Origin of the sequence: Paenibacillus tyrphae (assembly GCF_000722545.1) — a bacterium.
GTDB classification, from domain to species: domain Bacteria; phylum Bacillota; class Bacilli; order Paenibacillales; family NBRC-103111; genus Paenibacillus_G; species Paenibacillus_G tyrfis.
The window spans coordinates 1-22,131 of record NZ_JNVM01000046.1 but is presented as its reverse complement, the minus strand read 5'-3'; the positions used below and the strand labels follow the sequence as shown (position 1 = coordinate 22,131).

Sequence of the window (22,131 nt, the reverse complement as noted above, 5' to 3'; positions counted from 1 at the left end):
GTGCTTTTTATTTTAGGAGAAACGAAGGCAGAAGAATGTAACATTTTATGTGTGATTTTTCCGATATAGATGTAAGGATGGCAGAGCAGATTCTAATGAAAGTTTATTTTCAATTATCAGAGAGGATGGGGTCAAGAAATCGGAGTTACTTATCGCAGAGTATTTTTTTTTGCAGCATAATATTTAACCATGTCTTTCGTAACGGGGTGAAGTAGATGAATAGTAGAAAAATGATTAGTTTGTTTATTGTTTTCGTGTTGCTTCTCGGAGCCTTGGATTTTCATGCCGGAATTGCAAGTGCGGATGACCGGCTTGATTTCAGAGAGGGCGATTATCTGGTAAATATTCTTCGAGATGGGGATGGAAAGGAGCGCGTTTTTAAATTCACGCCAGGTAATCGAATTACGGCCACGAATACGAAGCTTCGCTTGTTTATCAATTCACGTGAAATTGAGTCTAAGGAGTATACGGTTGATTATGAAAATTACACCATAACGATGCGCCACGCTCCCGACTTAGGGGCCGAAATTTCCATTAAATACTTAATTGGCCCTACCTTTGAATGGGGAGAAGGGGAGTCGGGCACAGACAAAATTGGAAATGCTCTTTCCGAGGGGGATGGGTCCACGCGAGTTTTTAAAGTAACTTCCCGGTATACCATCAACTCTAGTAAAAATGTTAGTTTATACATAGATGGTTCTAAAGTCCGCTCTTCGGAATTTACTTTTAACCATGAGAATAATACGGTAACGATTTTAGAAAAACGCCGGGCACCGGGCGCGAAGTCGAAAATTTACTTTTATTTTCCCAAAACTTCCATTACCGGTGTCCAGCCATCCCGCGGGGAATCTACACCGAATCCTCCGTCAGGCGCGGTTGCAGCTCCTTCTCCCAATACTGCCGTTAAACCGGAATTTCAAGTACCTGGTGGAGCAAGCTTTCCCGGTACGATTGCGCTAAACCCGGATCATACACTCACGGTGAATACGACAGCTGCAACTTCACGGCCGACCTATTTTACCTATTTAATGGTCAAAAATGCGAAGGGCAAGCTCGTTAGGCAAATCCGGGTTACCTCCAATAGCCCTTCAACTTATTCACTGAGCAAGCTTGGGCTGCCATCGGGGGGATATTACTTTTACTTGAAGACTATTAATCAATCGGGAGGGTTGGCGGCATCGATCCCTCAATTCGTTCCGATTAACAATGAGCCGCAAACTATTCAAGTCTTTATTGGCGGACAAATGCAAAGTTATACGCAGGCGCCTGTAAATTGGAACGGAAGTACGCTTGTTCCGCTTCGGGCCATTTTCGAATCGCTCGGCGCAGCAGTGGAATGGGAAAGCACCACCCAAACGGTCACGGCAACAAGAGAAGGCAAAACGATCGTATTAACGATTGGTTCCAGTATAGCTTACGTGAATGGCGTTCCTGTAACTTTGAGTGCACCCGCACAATTAATCAATGGAAGTACCATGGTTCCTGTTCGCTTCGTGAGTGAAGCTCTAGGCGGAGTTGTAGAGTGGAACGAGGCATCCAAGTCGGTTATTGTTTTTCAAAATAAGCCCGTTATTCCTACAACCGCTGAAAGCGAGAAAACTGCAATTGAAGAAGGATTGCAAGAACCATCTGAATCGTCGGCTTCTTCGCCTATTTTACAAAAGATATCGAAAGGGATTACGGACTCCTCGGATATCGTTTTTGTAATTGACGTTACAGGCAGTATGGGGGAAGTCATCGACTATGTGAAAGAAACGGTCAGCAACTTCGTGGATTCCGTCCCATCCGGCTCTAATTTTGCTATCGTTGCTTATCGGGATATTAATTTTGTGGATATTTATAATCCGGATTTCGAGATTTTTGATTTCACGAATAATAAAGATTTGTTAAAAGCTCAATTAGATAGCTTAGTGGCTTCCGGCGGAGAAGATGTGGAGGAATCCGGACTGGAGGCTATTGATAAGGCGGTCCAAAAATTATCAGGGAGCAAGAGCTCCAAAAGAATCATCTTTATAACCGATGCCCCTGTTCACGATAAAGGCACCTCGCCAGGAATGGCCGGCTTCTCTCTTGAAGAAATTAACGCTAAACTGCAAGCGAATCAAGTTACTCTTGATGCCATTGCACCGCAAAGCGGACTGGCCAATGAGCAAATTATCAAGCTTGTGCAAAGTAATCATGGCACCTTGTACGACATTAACGATGCCAATCTAATGCAGCTGCGTTAATTTTAAAATGAAGTGCCCCCCGTCAAGTAGACAGTGAAAAAACAAAAAGCTCTGGCACCGGCCATATCGTTATGGTTGGTGCCATTTTTATGCTGCTGAACTGAGAAGGTATTGCCTGTACTCCAATGGTGTCATAAAGTTTAGTCTCTTCTGGTATCAACGATTATTGTAGTATTCGCTGTTCTCCACAGTTGCTGCTTCCAATTCTTCGTACGTATTGAACTTATTGAGATAATACATTTCGGATTTCAACACCCCAGAATGACTCCATCGGGCCATTGTTAATGCACGCTTTTTCTTGAATGTTTTTCCTGTATATTGGAAACCTCGGTCACTATGGAAATTAGGAGCTGGATTATGTGGCCGAACAAGAGCAGAAATTGAAAAGTCGCATAAAATGCGGCTTTTTTCTGGTTTGGCCGAAGCCATTACAGGATTCCTGACGGTGATTCGGATTCAAGGCTTTGGTCGGCTTTATCGGCCTATTTTTCGTTTCTCCAATGATTTGGGCCGAGATGGCGATAAAAAAAGATTGACTAACGATGAAATCCAAGATAAACTGAAGCAGTAATTTAGTAAATCAGTAAATTAATAATTAAGTAATTTAGTAAATGAAATGAGGGGTGAAATATGAAATTACCTGCTGTCTTAAAGCACAGGCCTATTGTCGTGTCGGAAAACTATGAGCGGGTTGACGGCCGATTCGCCAGGAACACAGATGCGAAAGGTCTTTCCCTGGGGTTGGCCCAGTGCAGCGACAGAGGAAAGGCTGCTATTTCAGCCAAGGTATGGAGATCCGCAGGAGAAAATTGGTCAAAGCAATCGGAGGAACTGCCGCTTCATCAAGTTCTTGATTTGTCCATTCTGATTTGCCGGTCTTTGGCGCATTTTCGCGAAGCGTACAGATATGAGTATTTCTATGACCCTCAGGAGCCCGTCCTTGACCGGATTGGTCTGCAGGGGGGAGCTATGACCGTGGCGATCTATATGGGTAATGGGAGAATCAATGAAGATATGAAGCTGTTCAACCAAGCTTTGAGCGCAGATGATGAGATGATCGGCGAGCGTCTGCGTCCGTTATCGCAAATATTAAAGGATATGGGGTATTAAAAATGTTTTCCAATCGTTATGTTCGAACTATTATCTTTTCTCGGGTGCTATTGCAGTTGGGAATATGGATCCGGAACTATGCCGTCCTTCTTTATGTTACCGATTTGACAAACAATAATCCGGTTTATGTATCGCTGATTTCGGTTGCGGAATTCGCTCCGATCTTTATATTCGGACTTATTGGCGGAACCTTTGCCGACCGATGGCGGCCGAAGCGGACCATGGTATGGAGCGACCTGCTGTCTGCCTTGTCCGTTGTGGCTGTACTGCTCGCCGTCATGAACGGCGGATGGATTGCTCTTCTCATCGGATCATTCATTTCCGCCAGCCTGTCTCAATTTTCTCAGCCTTCGGCCATGAAACTATACAAGCGGCATGTGCCGGGTGAACAACTGCAGGGCGTTATGGCGATTTCCCAAACTCTTGTCGCTGTCTTTACGGTCTTGGGTCCGGTCATTGGCACGTTTATATTCATACAGCTTGGAATTAACGTATCTCTAATCCTGACGGCGGTTCTGTTCCTGGGATCTTCGCTTATATTATCATCGCTTCCACGCGATGCGGAGGAACCGAAGTCCGGGGATGCCGGCGGCTTTATGAAAGAATTAACGGCCGGTCTGCGCTATATCGGGTCCAATCAAGCCTTACGAACACTTTGCTTGACCTTCTCGGCTGTCGGATTGGCATCAGGACTAACTCAACCTCTTCAGATCTTCCTTGTCATCGAGAAATTGGGACTGAACAAACAATCTTTGCAATGGTTTGTTATGGCCAACGGGGCAGCCATGTTCGTAGGCGGAATTGTCATAATGGGAATAGCCAAAAAGGTGAAGCCGCAGCTGCTGCTCATGATAGGCTTGCTTGTCGCCGCCGTCTGTACAATGGGAATAGGCGCCTCTTCCATAATCTGGCTGACCATTGTTCTATTGGTGATTAGCGGATTGTTTTACCCGTGTATTCATGGCGGAATCCAGACGCTTATCGTCCGTAATACGGAAGGCGCATTTATGGGCCGAGTATCCGGGGTGATCACGCCTGTTTTTATGGGGATGATGGTGATTGGCATGTTCCTATCCGGCTATTTGAAGGAATCGTTTTCCCTGCTGACCGTATATGTCGTAAGCGGTGTTTTGATTATTGCCGGTGTACTCATGCTAACCCCTCTTATTGTTGAGAAGGGACGAAAAGATGAGAGAGGAAAGGCATCATAACGGATTGGCTATGGGGGCCTAAGGCAGATTAGTTTAAGATCATTTAAAACAGCGGTAGTCCGGGACCTTTTTCCACCCAAGACTGCCGCTTGTTCATTTACCGGGGGCTTTTGATTCACGCAGATTGACTAACGTTGAAATCCAAGATAAGATGAAACAGTCATTTAGTGGGTCAGTAAATCAGTAAATGAAAGAGGGAACGAATATGAAAATACCTACGACCTTAAAGCATAAGCCTGTTGTCGTGTCGGAAAATTATGAGCAGATTGACGGCCGACTCGCTCGAAATACAGATGCAAAAGGCCTTTCTTTAGGATTGGCACAGTGGAATGATAGAGGGAAGATCGATATTTCCGCTAAGGTATGGAGATACACGGGAGAAAAATGGTCAAGGCAATCGGAGGAACTGCCGCTTCATCGCGTTCTTGATTTGTCCATTCTGATTTGTCGGTCCTTGGCGCATTTTCGCGAAGCCTACAGATACGAGCATCTATATGATCCGCAGCAGCCTGTCATCGACCGGGTTGGCCTGCAAGGGGATGCCATGACCGTAGCGATATGTACGGACAATGAGAGAATTAATGAAGATATCAAACTGTTCAGCCAAGCTTTAAGTGAGGACGATGAAATGATCAGCGAACGCCTGCGTACGTTATCAAAAATATTAAAGGATATGGGATATTGAAGAAGATGAAATACTGAAAAATGATTAGCTTGCTTCTTGTTTTCGTTTTTCGCCTACCGCTCCATCTCAGTATCGCGCGGCGGCGGGTAGCAGGTATGATCAAGCCGCGACTGGTCTCCATAAAGTAAAAAGCATCGGCCCTAAGGCGGCCGGTGCTTTTGTTTTGTGGAAATTCAGGAGATCAGAACTTGATTTTAAGACTCTCTCCGTTAACATATACGCCTTCCGAACGGGTAATCGGCAGCTTTTGTTCAGCGCTAAAGCCGATTGTTTCTCCGTCCATTAAAGTTACGTTATACTCCACAATATAACCGGAAATGTCGATCAGAAAATCGCGCAGCTCGGCAGGGGAAGTCTGACTGTTCAACACTTCGATTTCATCTTTGCCAAAGGATTTCAGCCCGTGAGTATAGCCGTTCATTCCTGTTTCGGTTCCGACCAGACCAACGTGAACCAAATTCAATAATGGAAAAGGGTCATCCGATTTCATCATTTCGGCCATTTCCAGAAAAAGCTCCGGTTGAAACACGGTACCGGATGAGTAGAGCCCGATCGCATTGGGAAGCTTCAAGCAGCTCGCCGCCAGCTTAGTGTAAAGCTTGCCGCTGTCCAACGGGGAGCCGGATCGAGTAAATACGGCCACAATAATTTGGGACACATGGGTTTTGGTAATCTCCGCGGCCTCCCGCCAGAGGTAGTTGCCCTGCGCATAATGCTCTGCTTCTCCGTTCGGTACAGGAGCATCGACAAAGCTTAAGGCTGCAGTGAAGCCGTCCACTTCGAAGACAAGGATTCCTTCTTTTTCTTCCTCGGGGTGACTTTCTCCCTCTGCTGATGAAGAGGAGATGTTCCAATCCTTCAGAAGGTTCTCCTTCACCTGCTCAAGATCGCACTCCGAAGAATTCAGCAGAACGAACCCGTTAAAAATGCCGGACCCGGATGAATCGTCCTGAGATTCCGCGCCGCCTTCTTGCTGTGCAGCTTCAATAGCGGCCGCCTGCTTCATCCAGTATTCGCGGATCATTTCTACCATAGCAATGGCTTCCTGCTTCGCAGAAGCCGGGTCATAGGGCTGCATCTCACTGAATATGTGGCCGCAATGCTCCGTATCGGATGGATCTTCATAGCCGCCGCAGACAGCAAGGAGCCATTTTCCGAGCAATGTTTTTTTGTACTTGAATATGTAGTAATGCATGTCATGCAAATCAAATTCTCCTGCGATTTCGATTTTACTTGGTTTGCGGCCGAGCTCGCGTTCGTCCGATAGCCAGTTAATCATGGATTGCATTGCGGCTTGTTGTTGGGCTGTCATTGTATCCTCTCCTAGTAGAAGTATGCGCTCTATCCATTGTATATACTACTAAACGATGAATGCAAATTGGTTTAGTAGATTGCTTCCTATCCCGCGTTAAAGTGGAGATTTCTTTTCAATATAGTTAATATGATTATGGGGCTATATTTTGAAGTTGAAAAATACAGGAGGTGAAATTCATGTCATCCACCATCTATAAGTTGATACCTGAGGATGTACATTTTGTGCCGGAAAAAGAAAATGTCGAGCAAGTTAGGTCCTATCTAGCTTCCATATTCCCTGCCGATAAGATATCCATCGAGCAATCAAAAGAGATTCAATTCGTCGATCAGGGCGAAAATTTCGTTCAAATTACGTGTCCGAGCTGCGGCACGGTGATTGATTTAAAATGGTGGCACCAAGCGATGGATAGCGCATGGCAAAGCGCATTCAAGGACTTGGACGTGCAGCTCCCTTGCTGTTCGGCGCATAGTACTCTTCACCGTCTTCATTATGATTTCCCGGCAGGATTCTCGCGCCTCATTTTTGAAATCGAGAACCCCGAGGAAGAAGTGACAGTAGAGCAGTTGAGAATGGTTGAACAGCTATTGGGATGCAAAATTCGTATGGTGAATGCTCGCTATTAAAAAGGCAAGAAGCCGCAAAAGTCGCGGAACAAGCTTAAATTATCGCGGCCAAGGCATCTTTCGTTTTTCTCGCTCTTGGCTTGCGGGGCGCTATGCAGCATTGCCGCAGCCTTGGCGATTCCCGACAAAGTTAGTGATTGACTAATCACTAATGACATGATACATTGTCATTAAGTTAGTGATTGATCAATAACTTTTGATGAGGTGAAACCCATGAAAAAAGCAATTGTGGTAGGTGCAACTGGCGGTACCGGCGCTTCGGTTACGGAGGAACTAGTTAGACGAGGGATTCGAACGGTCGCCTTCGGGCGATCCCGTGGGAAGCTTGAACAGCTCAAGGCTAATCTGGGTAATCCGCATCATTTGACGATTGCCGTAGGCGACGCTTTCCGTCCGAATGACATCGTCACGGCTTCGGAAGGTGCGGACGTTCTGTTTCATTGTGCAAACGTGCCGTATCATGAGATGGTAAACAAGCTGATTCCGCTGGGTGAATCCGTGATGGAAGCCGCAAACCAGCTTAGCCTGAAGGTAGTCGTGATAGACGGCATCTATCCCTATGGAAGAAGACGGATGGACCGGGCGACCGAGAATCATCCAAAACAACCGCATACGAGGAAAGGCAAGATTAGACTCGCTTACGAGCAGATGCTGTTCGAAGATCGATGGAGCCAGGCCAAGGTGTTGATCGTTCGCTTGCCGGACTATTACGGTCCCACGGCGAACGAGGCTTCCTATCTGGGCTCTACGCTCGAAGCTATCGCGGCGGGCAAAATGGCCTTTTTCATCGGAAATATGCGTGTCCCGCGGGAGTATGTCTACTTGCCGGACGCTGCGTTCATGATTACGGAGCTCGCTGCAAGGGACGAGGCTTACGGGGAGAACTGGCATATTCCGGGCGCGGGCTTGATCTCGGGCAGGGAAATCGTGCGAATTGCCCGGCAAGCAAGCGGGAGCAGCAAACCGGTCATTCCGCTCGGAAGAGGCGGTCTATCCTTGCTTGGCATGGCCGTACCGGTCATGAAGGAGGTCGTGGAGATGCTCTATTTGACCGAAGAGCCGCTTGTGCTGAGCGGGGACAAATACATGCGGTTGATCGGACCGGTGCGGGCGACGTCCTTTGAAGAAGGAATCACGAATACGATGCGCGCGTTGAAGAAGAAAAAATAACTTTCATTCTATCCAAAAGTAATTGATTGATCACTACCAATATTGGAGAGGAAAGGAATGAATCATCTTATTATCTATACGCATCCAAGAAAACGAAGCTTTAACCACGCGATTCTGTGTGCGGTGACAGAAAGTGCGGCCGTGCTCACAAGACTTGATCGTCCCGGTTCGGTTAAGGCGGCCATTACCGATATTTTTCGCGAGATCGCGGCGGTGTTGAAAGACGAGGCCCGGCGCAAGGAATGCTTCATCATGCACAGTGCGATCGACCAGGTTCCTCACGTTCCCGAAATTGCCGCTTTCTTAGAGCAAGATGCCTCCCAACTGGAAGAGGCGTTCTATCAGGCATTGATGCGTGCTTACGAACAAGGTGAATTAAGCGATCGTCATGGCGATCTGAGGGCGCTTGCCCGCTATTTGAATCATTCCAGATATTCGCTGACGCAAGCCGCTAAATTAACTTCGGATCCGAAAGTGTTGGACGATATTGTACAAGTGACGCTTTCTGCGCTTGATTCCTGAACGGAGCGCTTCTAGGCTGCATGGCCGGACGCTTCGTTCTTTTTTGAAAATTATTAGACCGTTTGGTCCAAAAAAGGAGGTACCCCTTTTTTGTCCAGTACAAATGGCATTTAAATTACGTCGTTGAATTTAGCAGGCAGCTTCCGCATATTGTAATACGAGAATGATTCGGGCGGTTCAAGACGTTCCTTTATCATGATTCGCAACCTAAAATATCCTCTCCCGTATTTAAAACATGAAACGGAGCCGACGAAGCTGCTGCGGAAGGCACTCCAACTTCAATCCGATACAGCTTGCGGCAAACCTCATCCTCCCCAAAAAGCTTACCCCTATACCAACAATAGAAGTTGAGGTCGTACCCCTATGAATGAGGAATATATAATTCATGCCGATGCCTGTTATCGGCGGGCTGAGCAGAAGGCTGCCGGCTACTTTGCGACGCTCTATCGGCAAGTCATGGAAAAAACGTATGTGCCTGTCCTTACGCAAGATTTCGAATGGTGGAAAAGAGATCATATTCGCAGTCAATCGTGGCTGTCCATTGTCGCGCGAGGCAAGCGGCAGTCCGATGCCGGGGAGTATCACCGCTATATCCAATGGCTGAAGCATACGGGCAAATTAGATGATTACCTGGATCGAAGCGTATCCTATATTTACATGCGGGATCTGGGCAAAGCCATCGATTCTCCTGAAGCTCAGGCCAAGATGAAGCGTGCAGCTGCCGACGTCAAGCATCGCTTGCTTCTCCCCGCCGCAACCAACCGGGAAGAACGGCCGGCGTTTGTCAGTTTTGCGGGGCTGTATCGATGGGCTCAGAAAGAAGGCATTGAAACGGCCGCGATATGGGTGATAGACAAGCTGAAGAGCGTAGCGGCCCATATTCCGGAGGAAATGAATGCCGAGGATGCCCAGCGCAAACTGATCAAGATCATTGTTGGGGTTGTCATGCATGCGATCGAAGAGATGGGCAATGAGCCATCACCTGAAGAGCGTGCCTGGAGACTTGATGAAGCGATCCGGCTCGGTTATTCCTATGGTCTCACCTATCCGTTCATCGACGATCTTCTGGATGCGCAGGTCTTAACTGCTCAAGAGAAAACACATTATTCCGATATGATACGGACTGCGCTTCTTACGGGATCGGTGCCGGAATTGGGCGAGTGGTCCGGAGCCCGTAAAGCTATGATTCTATACGTGCACGCAGAGCTGCGGGAAGCCTTTGAATATATGAAAAGCCGCCAGCGGCCGGAAACCCAACATTTGTTTTTCGAGCAAGCCTACGTTTTCTTTCACTCGCAAGAGTTGGACCGTGCAAAGGAGCTGACCCATGCCACGTACACCAATGAAGAGCTTTATGTACCTATCATTTTAAAGTCCGCCTCTTCCCGCTTGATTGCCCGCTCGATCCTTCGCGTTCCCTTGGACGAAGGCTTTGAGGCTCGAACCTTCTTTTATGGTATCTTCAACCAGCTAGCCGACGATTTCGCGGATATGTTCGACGATAGGAGAGACGGCGCGGTGACGCCCTACACCTATTATTTAACGTACCGTGACCAACGGCCGGATCTGATCAATCCCTTTGAATTATACTGGACGGTCATTGCCCATCTCATTCATGACGTGTATCGCTCCGATGCGAAGGCCCGCGAGGTGATCCTGGCTCGTGCCATCAACGGTCTAAAACGTTGCAAAACGCGCATCGGCACCGAAAAATATAACCGCATTATGGAGAGTTTTGCTTCGGAAAATCCGGCGTTCAACCGGCTTGTTCAACATATGGTTGAAAAAGCGGAAGATGTGGAATTTTTCGATAAGCTGCTTCGGGACCAACTGGTTGCCATTTTAAAAAGAGACCGGGACGAAAAAGAAGAGTTCGCCGCAACCGTCAAAACGGTACGCCGGCAGATCAACGACACTTTGCAGATTGCCAAGCCTGACGGCGTTCCGGCGATGAAAGAGTCGCTCATTGATGCGGCAAATTACAGTCTGGAAGGGAACGGGAAACGTCTGCGTCCGATCGTGACCTGGGTCATGGGCGTGCAAGAATATGGACTCCGTGCAGAGTCCATCCTTCCCTTGCTGAGATCGCTGGAATATATGCATACCGCTTCCCTGATCTTCGATGATTTGCCGTCCCAGGATAACGCGTCGATCCGTAGAGGGCGTCCGACACTGCATCGGGTGCATAATAGCGCCACGGCGGAATTGACCGGTCTGTTGCTGATTCAGAAGGCCATTCAGGAACAAGCTTCATTGGATCGGTTTGATGCGAAAACCGTGCTTGCCCTGATGAAATATTCGGCCGAAATGGCGGAAAACGTGTGTGTAGGACAGGCGATGGATTTAAGCTCCAAGGGGAAAGCATTGACTCTGGAGCAGTTGAATACGATTTGCTTTTACAAAACCGGCATTGTGTTTGAGGCCGCTTTGGTGATGCCCGCTATTCTCGCGCAGGTGAACGAGAAGGAAATCGAAGTGTTGAAAACATTCGCTTATCATGCAGGCATTGCTTTTCAGATCAAGGACGATTTGCTTGATTTGGAAGGAGACGCGCGGTTGCTTGGGAAGCCTGTTGGCAAGGATGCTGAAAACAACAATTCGACGTTCGTCACCATCCTTGGACAGGAGGGCGCCAACAAAAGGATGTGGGAGCATTACTATACTGCCATGGAAGCGTTGCAGGAAATGCCGCGCCGTACCGTTTTTCTGAGGCATTTGTTGGATTATATGGTCAACAGAAACCGTTAGGATGAACAAAGATTACTTGCGGGCAATCAGAAACGGGGCCAGTCCCGTGGCAATCACCCGGTGCCCCCGATCGTTCGGATGGATGGGCAACGATCCGCTTAACGCGTCTTCCACCTTTCCGTTTCGAAAACCATGCACAAGCTCTGCCTGCTTACCTTCAAACCACGTATGAGTGGGAGCTACAGTGGCATCGCAGCGATGGGCGAGCTCGGTGATCATCCGATTCAATTGTCCTATCGCCTCTACCGCAAGAGGGGTGTTCGGAAACGGGTTGTATTGCGTGCAGCAAACGATCCGGGCCCGGCTCCCTTTTTTGATTCGGGTCAAAATGGCATTGACATTACGCCTATAGCCGGCTATTAGGTATTTTACGGCAAGCGGCTGCTTGGTTGTAAAGGAAGCCAGCGCCGCGTTGGCTAAATCCACTCCGCCAATCCAGACCGAAACGACCGAGGAAAGGGCGATCGCGGAGGCCCCCCGCCATATCACGGCATCCAATAGATCATCGCTGCTCCAACCGGACCGCGCCAGAACAACCCCGCGAACCTTGCGCGAATCCGAATTTAAGGCGGACACGGTCAATTGAGGATAGGCCTTTGCCCAAGAGGAGGCATTTTCGCCAAATGTAATGGAATCTCCAAGAGCTGTATAGATCATCAAGATATCACCAACTCCAACTTTTGATCATAAAATATCATATTGCAGTCAGGTACATGTTGTGTGGACGCTAGCGATTTTAGGAGAGGGGGGTTAAGTTGGATTAAGAAGAAGTCTGGGAGGCTTGATTTTCGCGCAAAATGAAAAAGGAGCTTTGCCGCTGAAAATACGGCGGCAAGCTCCTTTTTACATGTGCTCCTCTTCAGCAAGAGTATTTATCGAAGTCCGTCTCGAATTGCATGATGCGGGACACATCCTCGGCGACTTCCCTTCCCGCCAGGCGGTCCACCATATGCAGCGACATGTGCATGCCGCAGGCAACGCCTCCCGAAGTCACGATCCGGTCTTCGTCCACGTATTTGACGCCATCGATGACATCGATCGCCGGAAATTGTGTACGCATCCAATCGATACTGTCAATATGAGTCGTTGCCTTTTTCCCGTCCAGAAGACCCGCTTGAGCCAGCAGCAGTGCCCCCGTACATACGGAAGTAATCCATGGCGTATCGCCCGAACGGGCGCGAACCCAGTTGACAAGAGTTTGATTCAAGAGAGCCTTCCTCACTCCCGGCCCCCCGGGGATCACGAGCAGATCGTAGGCAGGGGCGGTGGTCAGACTGTAATCGGGAGTCACTTTCAAGTTGTTCTCTGTTACAATCAGACTCCCGGATTCCGATATCGTGGTGACGTTGAACAGCAAGCGTTCGGTCGGTTGATAGCGGTCGTGCACAGCAAGACCGAACACTTCGTACGGCCCGGCAAAATCAAGAATTTCCACCTGATCAAACAACAAAATACCGACATTCCAAGATTTCATACGATCTCCTCCTCGGTTTAATTTTCAAATCTCGCCTTCAACGGTCTGTCTCCGCCAAGCTGCGCTTATTGGTACATTATATAGGCAGAACCCCGAACATAAAATAACTACAAGGTGCTATTTTTAGATGGAGCTCCGGAATTTCGACAAATTGTGCACTATCGTGATTCGCGGCGGCTTATCGGACACTACTTCATGCTCCAAGTCGTCATATTATGATAAATTTTTACAAAATTAGATAAATTACGGAGTTCATCTTAAGTAATAGAGTTGCAATGGAAAAAGATCGGTCTATCGTACTAAATGGATTGTCGAATTCTGCTTAACAAATGTAAGTAGTGCGAAAATTTCCTTATATTTCAAGGCTTGATGGGAACACGAACGATATCTTTAATTGTCTGTACATCTAGATCTTTAGTCCCTATGGAGTCGAATTGTTTACAAATTTTATATAAATCTTTATAAATATAGTTTCCAAATTAATTGCTCCGTGATATTATGGGAAATATTATGCTAGAAGGTTTATGATGGAAATATTACATGTTATTAAATGAATCTCATTTATTCTTGAATTATAGGATAAAATTCGACATTTGGATGGTGATTCGTTGTGGCTTCTCAACTGTTAACTGGAAAAAATATTTTAATTATGGGTGTTGCCAATAATCGAAGCATCGCTTGGGCAACGGCGCAATCTTTGGCAAGTCAAGGGGCTAAGCTTATTTTCACGTATGAAAACGAGCGGGTGGAAGAGCGGGTCCGCAGTCTGATTGCAACGCTGCCCGGGGCCGAAGCCTATGCCTGTAACGTAACCGTCGATGAAGAAATTGATGCTTTAGGGCAAATTTTGAAAGAAAGTGTCGGTGTCCTGCATGGATACGTTCACAGTGTGGCCTACGCCAAGGGCGAGGATTTGGACGGGATGTTTGTCGAAACTTCGCGGGATGGCTTTCGCCTTGCACAGGAAGTAAGCGCTTATTCCTTGGCAGCGGTCGCCCAAAGAATCTACCCGTTGATGTCGGAAGGCGGAAGCATAGTTACGATGACCTACATCGGGGCCGAACGCGCCATTAAAAATTACAATGTCATGGGGGTGGCGAAAGCGTCGCTGGAAGCTTCGGTACGGTACCTTTCCAATGATCTGGGGCAATTTAACATTCGGGTTAATGCGATTTCTGCAGGTCCGATTCGTACCTTGGCCGCCTACGGCATAAAAGATTTTAATACGATGTTGAAAAAGATCGAAGAAATAACGCCGCTCCGCAAGAGTATCGACGCCTCCGAAGTTGGCGATACGGCACTATTCCTGCTCTCCGGGCTTTCGAGGGGAATCACGGGAGAAGTGATCCATGTCGACGCCGGTTACCACATTGTCGGCATGTAATTTTGAAGAAAAGGAGGAACCCTCTTAAGCAGTCGTAAACATGAGTCAATCATTCGCCCATCGATAATACATCATAGGAGTGAAAAACATTGATTGTTGCTCAATCCGAAAGTCAGATCATTACTCCTCGCTATACCTATAACAAGGATCAGTTTGAAAAAGATGTTCAAGTGTTCTCTCGAATGTTAGGCGTTCGAGGACTCTCCGAGGGTGACAGAGTCATCCTGAAATCGGGCAATTCGTATTGGTTCGTGGTGACGTTGTTCTCCTTGTGCCAGCTTGCGGTATCGATCGCCGTGGTGGATGAGCAAATCCAGGCGGACGAGCTGGGTCAAATTTATGCGGACATCGGGGCCGGCTGCATCCTGACCGATGCTGCTCCGGATATTCCGGAAGCGACGATTTTAATCATCGAGAGCATGATTCAGGAGAAGTCGGTTTACGAATATTGGGCCGAGGAGGTAAACTCTTCGCCGATTCATTTCGATAAGTGGATGGAAATGAAAGATGCACTGATCCTTTTCTCTTCGGGAACGACAGGCAAGCCCAAAGGCATAGTGAAATCGGGCCGTTCTTTTATGGATAATATCAAGTTATCCGTAGAGGCCATGAACTATGTGTCGAGCGATCGCTTGCTCCCAATTGTTCCTTTCTCCCATTTTTACGGAATCTCCCTTATTTTTTCGTGGTGGTTGACGCAATGCTCCTTGATCATTTGCAACCATAAGAATCTCTGGAGTGTCGTCAGCAGTGTAGTCAAAGAAAAAGCTACTGTCGTTGATGCAAATCCCTCTGCTTTTTACGCCTTTATTCGTATGTTATTAAGAAAGCCGGATCAATTGGAACAAGTGAAAAATACCTCGGTACGCATGTGGTGTGTAGGCGGTTCGCCTTTGACGAAGGATTTGGAGGAGAAATTCGCGGAAGTATTCGGACACCGCCTGCTGAACGGCTACGGATTGTCTGAGCTTGGCAATGTCACCATGGGGACACTGGAAAATCCCGAAGGCTGCGGCAGGCCTCTTCCCGGAGTGGAGACTAGCGTCCGGGATCAAAGCGGTATCGAGCGCAGTGAAGGTGAAGTCGGCGAGGTCTGGATACGCACGCCCGGATGCATGGAGGGATATCTCCATCAGGAGGAGCTCACCCGCGCGGTCATTCAAGACGGATGGTTCAAGACGGGCGATCTGGGCTTCTTGCAAGGAGGAAACCTACATGTGATTGGGCGGAACGGCAAATCCATCAACCGAATGGGATATACGTTCTCTCCGGTATATATCGAGAACCAGATCAGCCGGTTAGGCCACCGTTCTTGTGTCGTTCCCTTGGACGATGAGAAAAAAGGCACGCTGCTCGTCGTATTTGTCGAAAGCGAATCGACGCAAGAATTGTCTCAGCTCCGCAAAAATATTAATCGGATGCTTCCTACTTACATGTATCCCGATATTCTGCTGCTTGTCACCCAGTTCCCTTTAAACCGGAACGGAAAACTCGACCGACTGGAGCTTGAACGTATGGCTCAGGAACGGGTCATGGTGCAAGAAGTGTGATATATAAACATCCATATCCCAAAAAACAAAACGAAGGGAAGCGAAGTAATGACGACCAATTTGGGAACGAAGGGAAATACTCTTTTTACCGAAAGATACGAAAGCATCGAAAAGTGCGTCGAATATTTAACGACCCATCGAAGTGAAATCTTAAGCATTTTATCCAATATCTCGTCCTATCGGGCGGCCAATGCCGAGATCGATTCCACGATTAAAACCTTGCAGGGCGCTTTGCAGGAAGTGGAGACGTATCGTCCGGCTTGTCAGGATTCGATGGCCGTCTTTATGCCTTCCAATGTGATTTTGTATTCCTATGCGCTGTATTTACTCATTCCTTCTTTATTTGTAAACCGAATTGAATTCAGAGCTTCCTCGCACGTTGCGGAATATGTCGGCCTGCTGCACGACAAGCTGAAAGAGGTGCATCAGCTGCCGATCAGCAATCTTAAAGTAAGTCAAAAGGCTTTCATGGCGAATTCCGTCAGCCAAGGGAATATTGTCGTGTTTACCGGTACCTATCAGAATGCGGAACAAATCAAGAAGCAATTGAGAAGGGAACAGCTCTATATCTTTTTCGGACAAGGCATCAACCCGTTCATTATCGGACCTGACGCGGACTTGTCGCTGGCTGCCGACGATGTGATTCGGATGAGGTTGTTCAATTCCGGACAAGACTGCCTGGGGCCGGATATTATATTGACCCACGAAAGCATTGCGGAAAGCTTCAAAAATCTGCTGCTAGAAAAAGTGGAAGCACTGACCTTCGGAGCCAATGACGATCCGAACGCCAACTATTCGCCTATTTTTTATAAAGATATCCTGACGGCCATGTCGGAGTACTTTAACAATAACGACAAGTACATCACTTATGGCGGGGGCATTGATTTCCGTACGAAGAAGATGGAGCCGACGATTTTATACAGCAAGCTGGAAGACCGGCTGGAAATTGCGGAGTACTTCTCTCCGGTATTCAATGTGGTCAGCTACCCGAACGATGAACAGCTCATGAAATTGATCGGTTCCAGCTACTTCAGCGAGCGCGCCATGGGGTGCAGCTTGTACGGCTCGGAGCATTTGGCCGACAAGCTGCGCAGAAAACATACGCTTACGATCAACCAAACGTTGGAGGACGTGGAGCAAGGCAATAAAGCATTCGGCGGGCACGGAACGATGTCAAACTATATTTTCTACGATATGCAGCTGGTCTCGAAACCGATTTTGATTTCCGAGGTTGTTGCGGAATTCCTTTCCGAAAAGAGGATCGAAGTATGAAAACAAGTATGACGGCCTGGGATGCAATCGTCCGTTATCTTCAATTTCTAGGCTTGGAAACGATATTCGGTCTGCCCAGCGACGATTTGAAAGCGTTGTCCTCGCTTCAATCATCGGACATTCGTATGATCATTTGCAAAGATCAAAGGAACAGTCTATTCATGGCCTCCGGTTATGCGCTGACATCCGGCCAATTGGCGGTGTGCATTGTGGGGAAAGGGCCGGCTCTTACCAATACGGTAACAGGATTGCTGGAAGCTCAACATCTGGGAGCTCCCTTGCTCTTAATTGCGCTTGGAACCGGCAGCGATAAGCTGGGAACGAAAGCTTTTCAGGAAGCGGATCAGCTTTCGTTGGTCAAGCCTCTGGTGAAATGGGCGTATCGGGTCGAGCATCCGGACCGGTTGGTATGGGCGTTGGAGAAAGCGGCGTTTATGGCCGTTAACGGGGGAAAGGGCCCAGTTTATCTTGAACTGCCGGAACACATCGCGGATCAAGCCGTGGCGGTAGACCTTCCGTTCCAACCGCTGGAAAGATTGAGCAGTTCCCCTTCTTCCCGCGATCTCGACACGGCTTGGGATACGATATCGCAAGCAAGTAAACCGGTGCTTCTGGTCGGCGGAGGGATGAAACCGGGAGTACAAGGGCTTATTGAGCCGTTGGCTGTCAAATGGGGTGCGGCCATTTTTACTACCGCATCGGGCAGAGGCACGGTAGACGAGGATCACCCTTTATTTTGCGGAGTAGCGGGTCTGTATACGGATAAAAGCATGAGAACCATTTGGCAGGAAGCCGATGTCGTTGTATCGCTGGGCAGTCGGTTGGAGGAAACGGCGACATTCGAGTGGGATGTGGTGCTGACGCATACGCCGATCGTTCAGGTGAATGTCCATTTGGACGATTTCTCGCATCAGTATCGTGGCGTGAAGGTGCTGGGAGACGGGTACTTGGCGGCCGAGCACTGGTTATCGCGATTCCATCGTCAGCCTGATCGGGATTGGCTCGCTCGAATCGCAAGCTGTAAAGAAGAAGCGTTCCGCAGCAAAGAGGCGTATATCCGTCAAGTCGGAACGATGCCCCATATCCATGTATCGGAAGTACTGGATGCCATGCAGGCGGAATTTCCGGATGATTGCATCCTGGTACAAGAAAACGGTCTTCAGGATATGTGGTCTTATTTTTATCCGTACTACCGGTTTACGGGGAACCGCTTTTCCATCGTCCCCAGCGATCAAACCAGCTTGGGATTCGGCGCAGCCGCAGCCGTCGGGGCAAGTTTGGCCGACCGCCGTCCGGTAGTGGCTCTTGTGGGGGACGGGGCCTTCAATCTGTTCCAGTCCGATCTGAGTACGGCTGTCCGGTATCGTATTCCGCTTATCTATATCGTGATGAACAACGGAGGCTACGGCTGGCTGCAGTATCAACTGAATCAACTGGAACTTCCGGGTGAGCCGTTCCGGTTCGTATCGGAAACGCCACTCGAGCATATGAACGTAATGCAGCATGATTACGTGGAACAAATCGTCATTCAAGAGAAGCAAGAGTTGAGTGAGAAGCTGCGCTTGGCTTTTGCCCAGTATCAAACGAACAAGCTGGTCGTGGTGATCGTTCCTGTAGCGATTGAGGATGTGCACGATAAGATCCAGCATATTTATGGTGATTTTCCGGTTTATGAAAAATAACGGGCTAGAATACTGCGACAGAGGGTGGGAATCGTGTTGAAGAGACGCGTAGTGATCACGGGACAAGGAGCCATCACGCCGGTAGGATTGAATGTGAATGAATTCTGGGCATCGTTGATCGAGGGGAAAAGCGGGATCGGTCCTGTCACCTTGTTTGATACAAAAGACATACCGACAAAAATTGGAGCGGAAGTCAACGGATTCGATCCTTTGCTCTATATGAGCAAAAAGGACGCGAACAAAATGGCGCAATTCACCCAGTTTGCTTTGGCGGCTACCATGCAAGCCGTGGAGCAGGCGCAGCTGCGCATTGATGAAACCAATGCCTCGCGCGTTGGCGTCGTTGTCGGGTCCGGAGCCGGAGGCACGGATGTGGTGGAAGAGAATTACAATAAGCTCTTTCAGAACGGTCCCAAGCGGGTGAGCTCGTATTACGTTTCATCGATGATGATTAATTCCGCACCAGGGGAAATTTCGATTGCATTAGGGGCAAAAGGTCCGTCTTACGCCGTCGTTACGGCGTGCGCGACCGGAAGCAATGCGATCGGCGAGGCGCTGCGTGCGATCCAGTACGGTACGGTGGACGTCATGATTGCAGGCGGTTCGGAATCCAATTTCGGTATACTGGATTTGGCGTCGTTTGCGAATATCCACGCGCTGTCGAGACGAAACGATGAACCTCAGAAGGCGAGCCGTCCGTTTGACCGCAATCGCGACGGGTTTGTCATCGGCGGAGGCGCGGGAATCGTGGTGCTTGAAGAGCTGGAGCATGCTTTGAAACGTGGGGCTCCTATCCTGGCCGAATTGGTTGGCTATGGATGTACGACGGATGCGCACCATATCACCGCTCCCGACCCGACAGGGTTCGGCGCTGCGGAAGCCATCCGAATCGCATTAAAGGACGGGGGACTGTCGCCGGAAGATGTCGGCTACATCAATGCGCACGGGACGAGTACTCCGTTCAATGATCAAATGGAGATCAATGCGACCAAGACGGTATTCGGCGGGCACGCTCCGAACTTGGCCATTAGCTCCATCAAATCGATTACCGGCCATTTGATGGGCGGAGCAGGCGGCGTCGAACTGATTGCCAGCGTATTAAGCATCGTTCACAGCAAAGTGCCGCCAACGTTAAATTGCGACGATCCGGAAGATCCGGAATTGAACTTTGTGCCACATGTCGCTCAGGAACGGGAAATCGAGGCTGCCATAAGCAATTCGTTCGGATTCGGCGGCCACAATGTATGCTTGGCAGTTCGCAAATGGCGGGGACATTGATTCGCAAGGAGTTGAATAACCCATGTTCCATATTCCTGATGTGCTGCCTCATCGCGCTCCCTTTCTTATGATCGATCGGATTGTCGAAGCTGAGCAGTCCGTTTATGCCAAAGGCTACAAGAATATTACGTGGAATGAATGGTTTATTTCTCAAGATTGCCCGTACATGCCTCATCCGCTCGTCGTTGAAGCCTTGGCACAGTTGAGCGCTTTTGCTGCGATCGATGAAAAAGGCATCTCCTTTTTATCCTCGCTTAACCAAGTCGAGATGCATTCCTTGGCGAAGCCCGGGGACCGGTTGGATCTATATTTCGAGGTGACCAAGCGAAGAAAAGGGTATCTTCTCGGCAAGGGACTGGCCAGCGTGGGAGATCGGATCATTCTTAAAGCGGAAGAAATCGTATCATTCATCAAAACATAAGCAGCTAGTTTTAAATCACCCGAGAGGAGAAAGTGACAATGAGAAATGTCCATTTATTTCCGTTAACCCAAGCTCAGCAACGGATTTGGTATACGGAGTTGCTGTACCCCAATACGTCGGCGTCCCTGCTTTTGGCGACCACGAAGATGAAGGGCAAAATAAACATGGATGCCTTCAAGCGGTCTATCCATATGTTGATTCGGGACAACGATTCGTTTCGTACCCGCATCACGGCAGAGAATGGGATACCCCAGCAATATGTTGTGCCATGTGAAGAGACGGAATTTCAGTGCTTGGACATTTCCGATTTTGAAAGCCCGGCTCAACTGGAGGAATGGTTGGAGCAGTTCCGGCAAACCCCCATGGAGCTGTTTGATTCCACTCTTTATCAATTTGTTTTTATTAATATAGATGAGAATGAGTACTGGTTTACGATGAAGGTTCACCATATTATTTCTGACGGAATTTCCATGGGTATTTTCGTGGAAAAAATTACGGAAAACTATCTCAGTCTGCTTAAGGGGGAGGAGCCCCAGCCCACTGAGTTGTATTCTTATATAGATTATATAGAAACGGAGCAATCTTACGAACAGTCGGAACGTTACCAGAAGGACCGGGCATATTGGCTGGACAAGTTCTCCTATTTGCCTGAAATTACGGGTTTGGAAGCTTATAATCCACTGACTCTAAGCACGGAAGCGAAACGTGCAGAATTTACTGTAGATACCGTTTTGTATAATGATCTCAAAGTTTTTTGCAAGGAAAACAATATTGGCTTGTTCAGCTTTTTTATGGCTTCGATGTATATTTACATACACAAAGTTACCAATCAGCAGGATATTGTTATTGGTGCATCCTACGCGAACAGAACCACAAAGAAAGAAAAAAACACAATGGGCATGTTCGTAAGCACGGCTGCAACTCGGGGAAATGTAGATCCCGAATTGGGGTTACTGGGCTTTATTCAAACGGTATCAAAGGAACAAATTTCAATACTTCGTCATCAAAGGTATCCGTACAATCAATTAATTCAAGATTTAAGGGCCTTGCATCATAGCCCGGACCTTCAACGGCTATTTGGCATTTCTATGGAATACAGGCAATTGGATCGGGAAGATATGGGCGGAGTAGAAATTCAAACTGATTATGATTTTAACGGGGAAGAAGTTAACGATATGTTGCTGCGTATCGTGGAATTGTTAGATGAGCACCGGCTAGTTTTCCATGTGGATTATCGTACCCATCTATTCGAAGAAACAGAAATAGCGGGATTTATTCAGCATCTTCTCACCATTGTTAAATATATGATTTACAAGCCGCATCAAAAAATTTCGGACCTATCGCTGATTTCGGAAGAAGAAAAGCATACCATCTTGACGCTGTTTAACGATACGGCTGCCGAGTATCCTCAAGAGAAGACGATTCATGAGCTGTTCGAGGAGCAGGTGGAGCGGACGC

The 22,131-nt window shown here is 48.1% G+C and carries 18 protein-coding genes and 1 pseudogene; 15 read left to right on the top strand and 4 right to left on the bottom strand.

Annotated features, from left to right (window positions below):
* Positions 1-215 precede the first annotated feature (215 nt).
* Positions 216-2,228 carry a stalk domain-containing protein gene (locus ET33_RS33030; RefSeq protein ID WP_036692527.1) on the top strand — a complete coding sequence of 671 codons (2,013 nt, stop codon included), beginning with the start codon at positions 216-218 and terminating at the stop codon, positions 2,226-2,228.
* Between the two features lie 156 nt (positions 2,229-2,384).
* Here ET33_RS33030 and ET33_RS40110 read toward each other — a convergent pair.
* A pseudogene (locus ET33_RS40110) lies at positions 2,385-2,570 on the bottom strand (IS3 family transposase); the annotation flags it as partial.
* A 288-nt stretch (positions 2,571-2,858) separates the two neighbouring features.
* On the opposite strand from ET33_RS40110, the gene ET33_RS33020 reads away from it, so the two are divergent.
* The 3 genes from ET33_RS33020 (at position 2,859) to ET33_RS33010 (ending at position 5,234) form a co-directional block, all read left to right on the top strand.
* Positions 2,859-3,338: a DUF6530 family protein gene (locus tag ET33_RS33020; protein ID WP_036692524.1), complete on the top strand. Its 480-nt coding sequence runs from the start codon at positions 2,859-2,861 to the stop codon at positions 3,336-3,338.
* A 2-nt stretch (positions 3,339-3,340) separates the two neighbouring features.
* Complete coding sequence (locus tag ET33_RS33015; protein WP_036692521.1) at positions 3,341-4,549, top strand: MFS transporter; 1,209 nt, start codon at positions 3,341-3,343, stop codon at positions 4,547-4,549.
* 205 nt (positions 4,550-4,754) lie between these two features.
* Positions 4,755-5,234: a DUF6530 family protein gene (locus ET33_RS33010; RefSeq protein WP_036692517.1), complete on the top strand. Its 480-nt coding sequence runs from the start codon at positions 4,755-4,757 to the stop codon at positions 5,232-5,234.
* Positions 5,235-5,415: 181 nt separating this feature from the next.
* On the opposite strand, the gene ET33_RS33005 is transcribed toward ET33_RS33010, so the two are convergent.
* On the bottom strand, positions 5,416-6,546 hold the full coding sequence (locus tag ET33_RS33005; protein WP_036692513.1) for a DUF4261 domain-containing protein: 1,131 nt from the start codon (positions 6,544-6,546) through the stop codon (positions 5,416-5,418).
* A 179-nt stretch (positions 6,547-6,725) separates the two neighbouring features.
* On the opposite strand from ET33_RS33005, the gene ET33_RS36855 reads away from it, so the two are divergent.
* From ET33_RS36855 to ET33_RS32985, 4 genes are all read left to right on the top strand, one after another.
* On the top strand, positions 6,726-7,172 hold the full coding sequence (locus ET33_RS36855) for a hypothetical protein (protein ID WP_051775967.1): 447 nt from the start codon (positions 6,726-6,728) through the stop codon (positions 7,170-7,172).
* A gap of 213 nt (positions 7,173-7,385) precedes the next feature.
* Complete coding sequence (locus ET33_RS32995) at positions 7,386-8,342, top strand: NAD(P)H-binding protein (RefSeq protein ID WP_036692510.1); 957 nt, start codon at positions 7,386-7,388, stop codon at positions 8,340-8,342.
* A gap of 57 nt (positions 8,343-8,399) precedes the next feature.
* Positions 8,400-8,864, top strand: coding sequence for a hypothetical protein (locus ET33_RS32990; RefSeq protein ID WP_200879268.1), 465 nt, complete (start codon positions 8,400-8,402; stop codon positions 8,862-8,864).
* Between the two features lie 363 nt (positions 8,865-9,227).
* Entirely contained in the window at positions 9,228-11,612 is a 2,385-nt protein-coding gene (locus ET33_RS32985) for a polyprenyl synthetase family protein (protein ID WP_036692506.1), read from the top strand.
* A 12-nt stretch (positions 11,613-11,624) separates the two neighbouring features.
* On the opposite strand, the gene ET33_RS32980 is transcribed toward ET33_RS32985, so the two are convergent.
* Positions 11,625-12,269, bottom strand: coding sequence for an SGNH/GDSL hydrolase family protein (locus ET33_RS32980; RefSeq protein WP_036692504.1), 645 nt, complete (start codon positions 12,267-12,269; stop codon positions 11,625-11,627).
* Positions 12,270-12,471: 202 nt separating this feature from the next.
* Positions 12,472-13,086 carry a DJ-1/PfpI family protein gene (locus ET33_RS32975; RefSeq protein ID WP_036692503.1) on the bottom strand — a complete coding sequence of 205 codons (615 nt, stop codon included), beginning with the start codon at positions 13,084-13,086 and terminating at the stop codon, positions 12,472-12,474.
* A gap of 649 nt (positions 13,087-13,735) precedes the next feature.
* Between ET33_RS32975 and ET33_RS32970 the strand changes: the two genes are divergently transcribed.
* The 7 genes from ET33_RS32970 to ET33_RS32940 all read left to right on the top strand — a co-directional run.
* Positions 13,736-14,470, top strand: a complete 735-nt coding sequence (locus ET33_RS32970; protein WP_051775965.1) for an enoyl-ACP reductase FabI — start codon at positions 13,736-13,738, stop codon at positions 14,468-14,470.
* 89 nt (positions 14,471-14,559) lie between these two features.
* Positions 14,560-16,020 (top strand): class I adenylate-forming enzyme family protein, encoded by a 1,461-nt coding sequence (locus tag ET33_RS32965; protein WP_036692492.1) that lies wholly within the window; start codon positions 14,560-14,562, stop codon positions 16,018-16,020.
* A gap of 48 nt (positions 16,021-16,068) precedes the next feature.
* Complete coding sequence (locus tag ET33_RS32960) at positions 16,069-17,292, top strand: aldehyde dehydrogenase family protein (RefSeq protein WP_036692489.1); 1,224 nt, start codon at positions 16,069-16,071, stop codon at positions 17,290-17,292.
* Positions 17,289-18,974, top strand: a complete 1,686-nt coding sequence (locus ET33_RS32955; RefSeq protein ID WP_036692476.1) for a thiamine pyrophosphate-binding protein — start codon at positions 17,289-17,291, stop codon at positions 18,972-18,974. The genes ET33_RS32960 and ET33_RS32955 overlap by 4 nt, the downstream gene beginning before the upstream one ends.
* Positions 18,975-19,007: 33 nt before the next feature.
* The gene (gene fabF / locus ET33_RS32950; RefSeq protein ID WP_081890616.1) at positions 19,008-20,252 is read left to right on the top strand and encodes a beta-ketoacyl-ACP synthase II; all 1,245 of its coding nucleotides are present in this window, start codon (positions 19,008-19,010) and stop codon (positions 20,250-20,252) included.
* A 22-nt stretch (positions 20,253-20,274) separates the two neighbouring features.
* On the top strand, positions 20,275-20,673 hold the full coding sequence (locus tag ET33_RS32945; protein ID WP_036692473.1) for a 3-hydroxyacyl-ACP dehydratase FabZ family protein: 399 nt from the start codon (positions 20,275-20,277) through the stop codon (positions 20,671-20,673).
* A gap of 38 nt (positions 20,674-20,711) precedes the next feature.
* A partial coding sequence (locus tag ET33_RS32940; RefSeq protein WP_051775963.1) for a condensation domain-containing protein occupies positions 20,712-22,131 on the top strand: 1,420 nt, incomplete at its 3' end.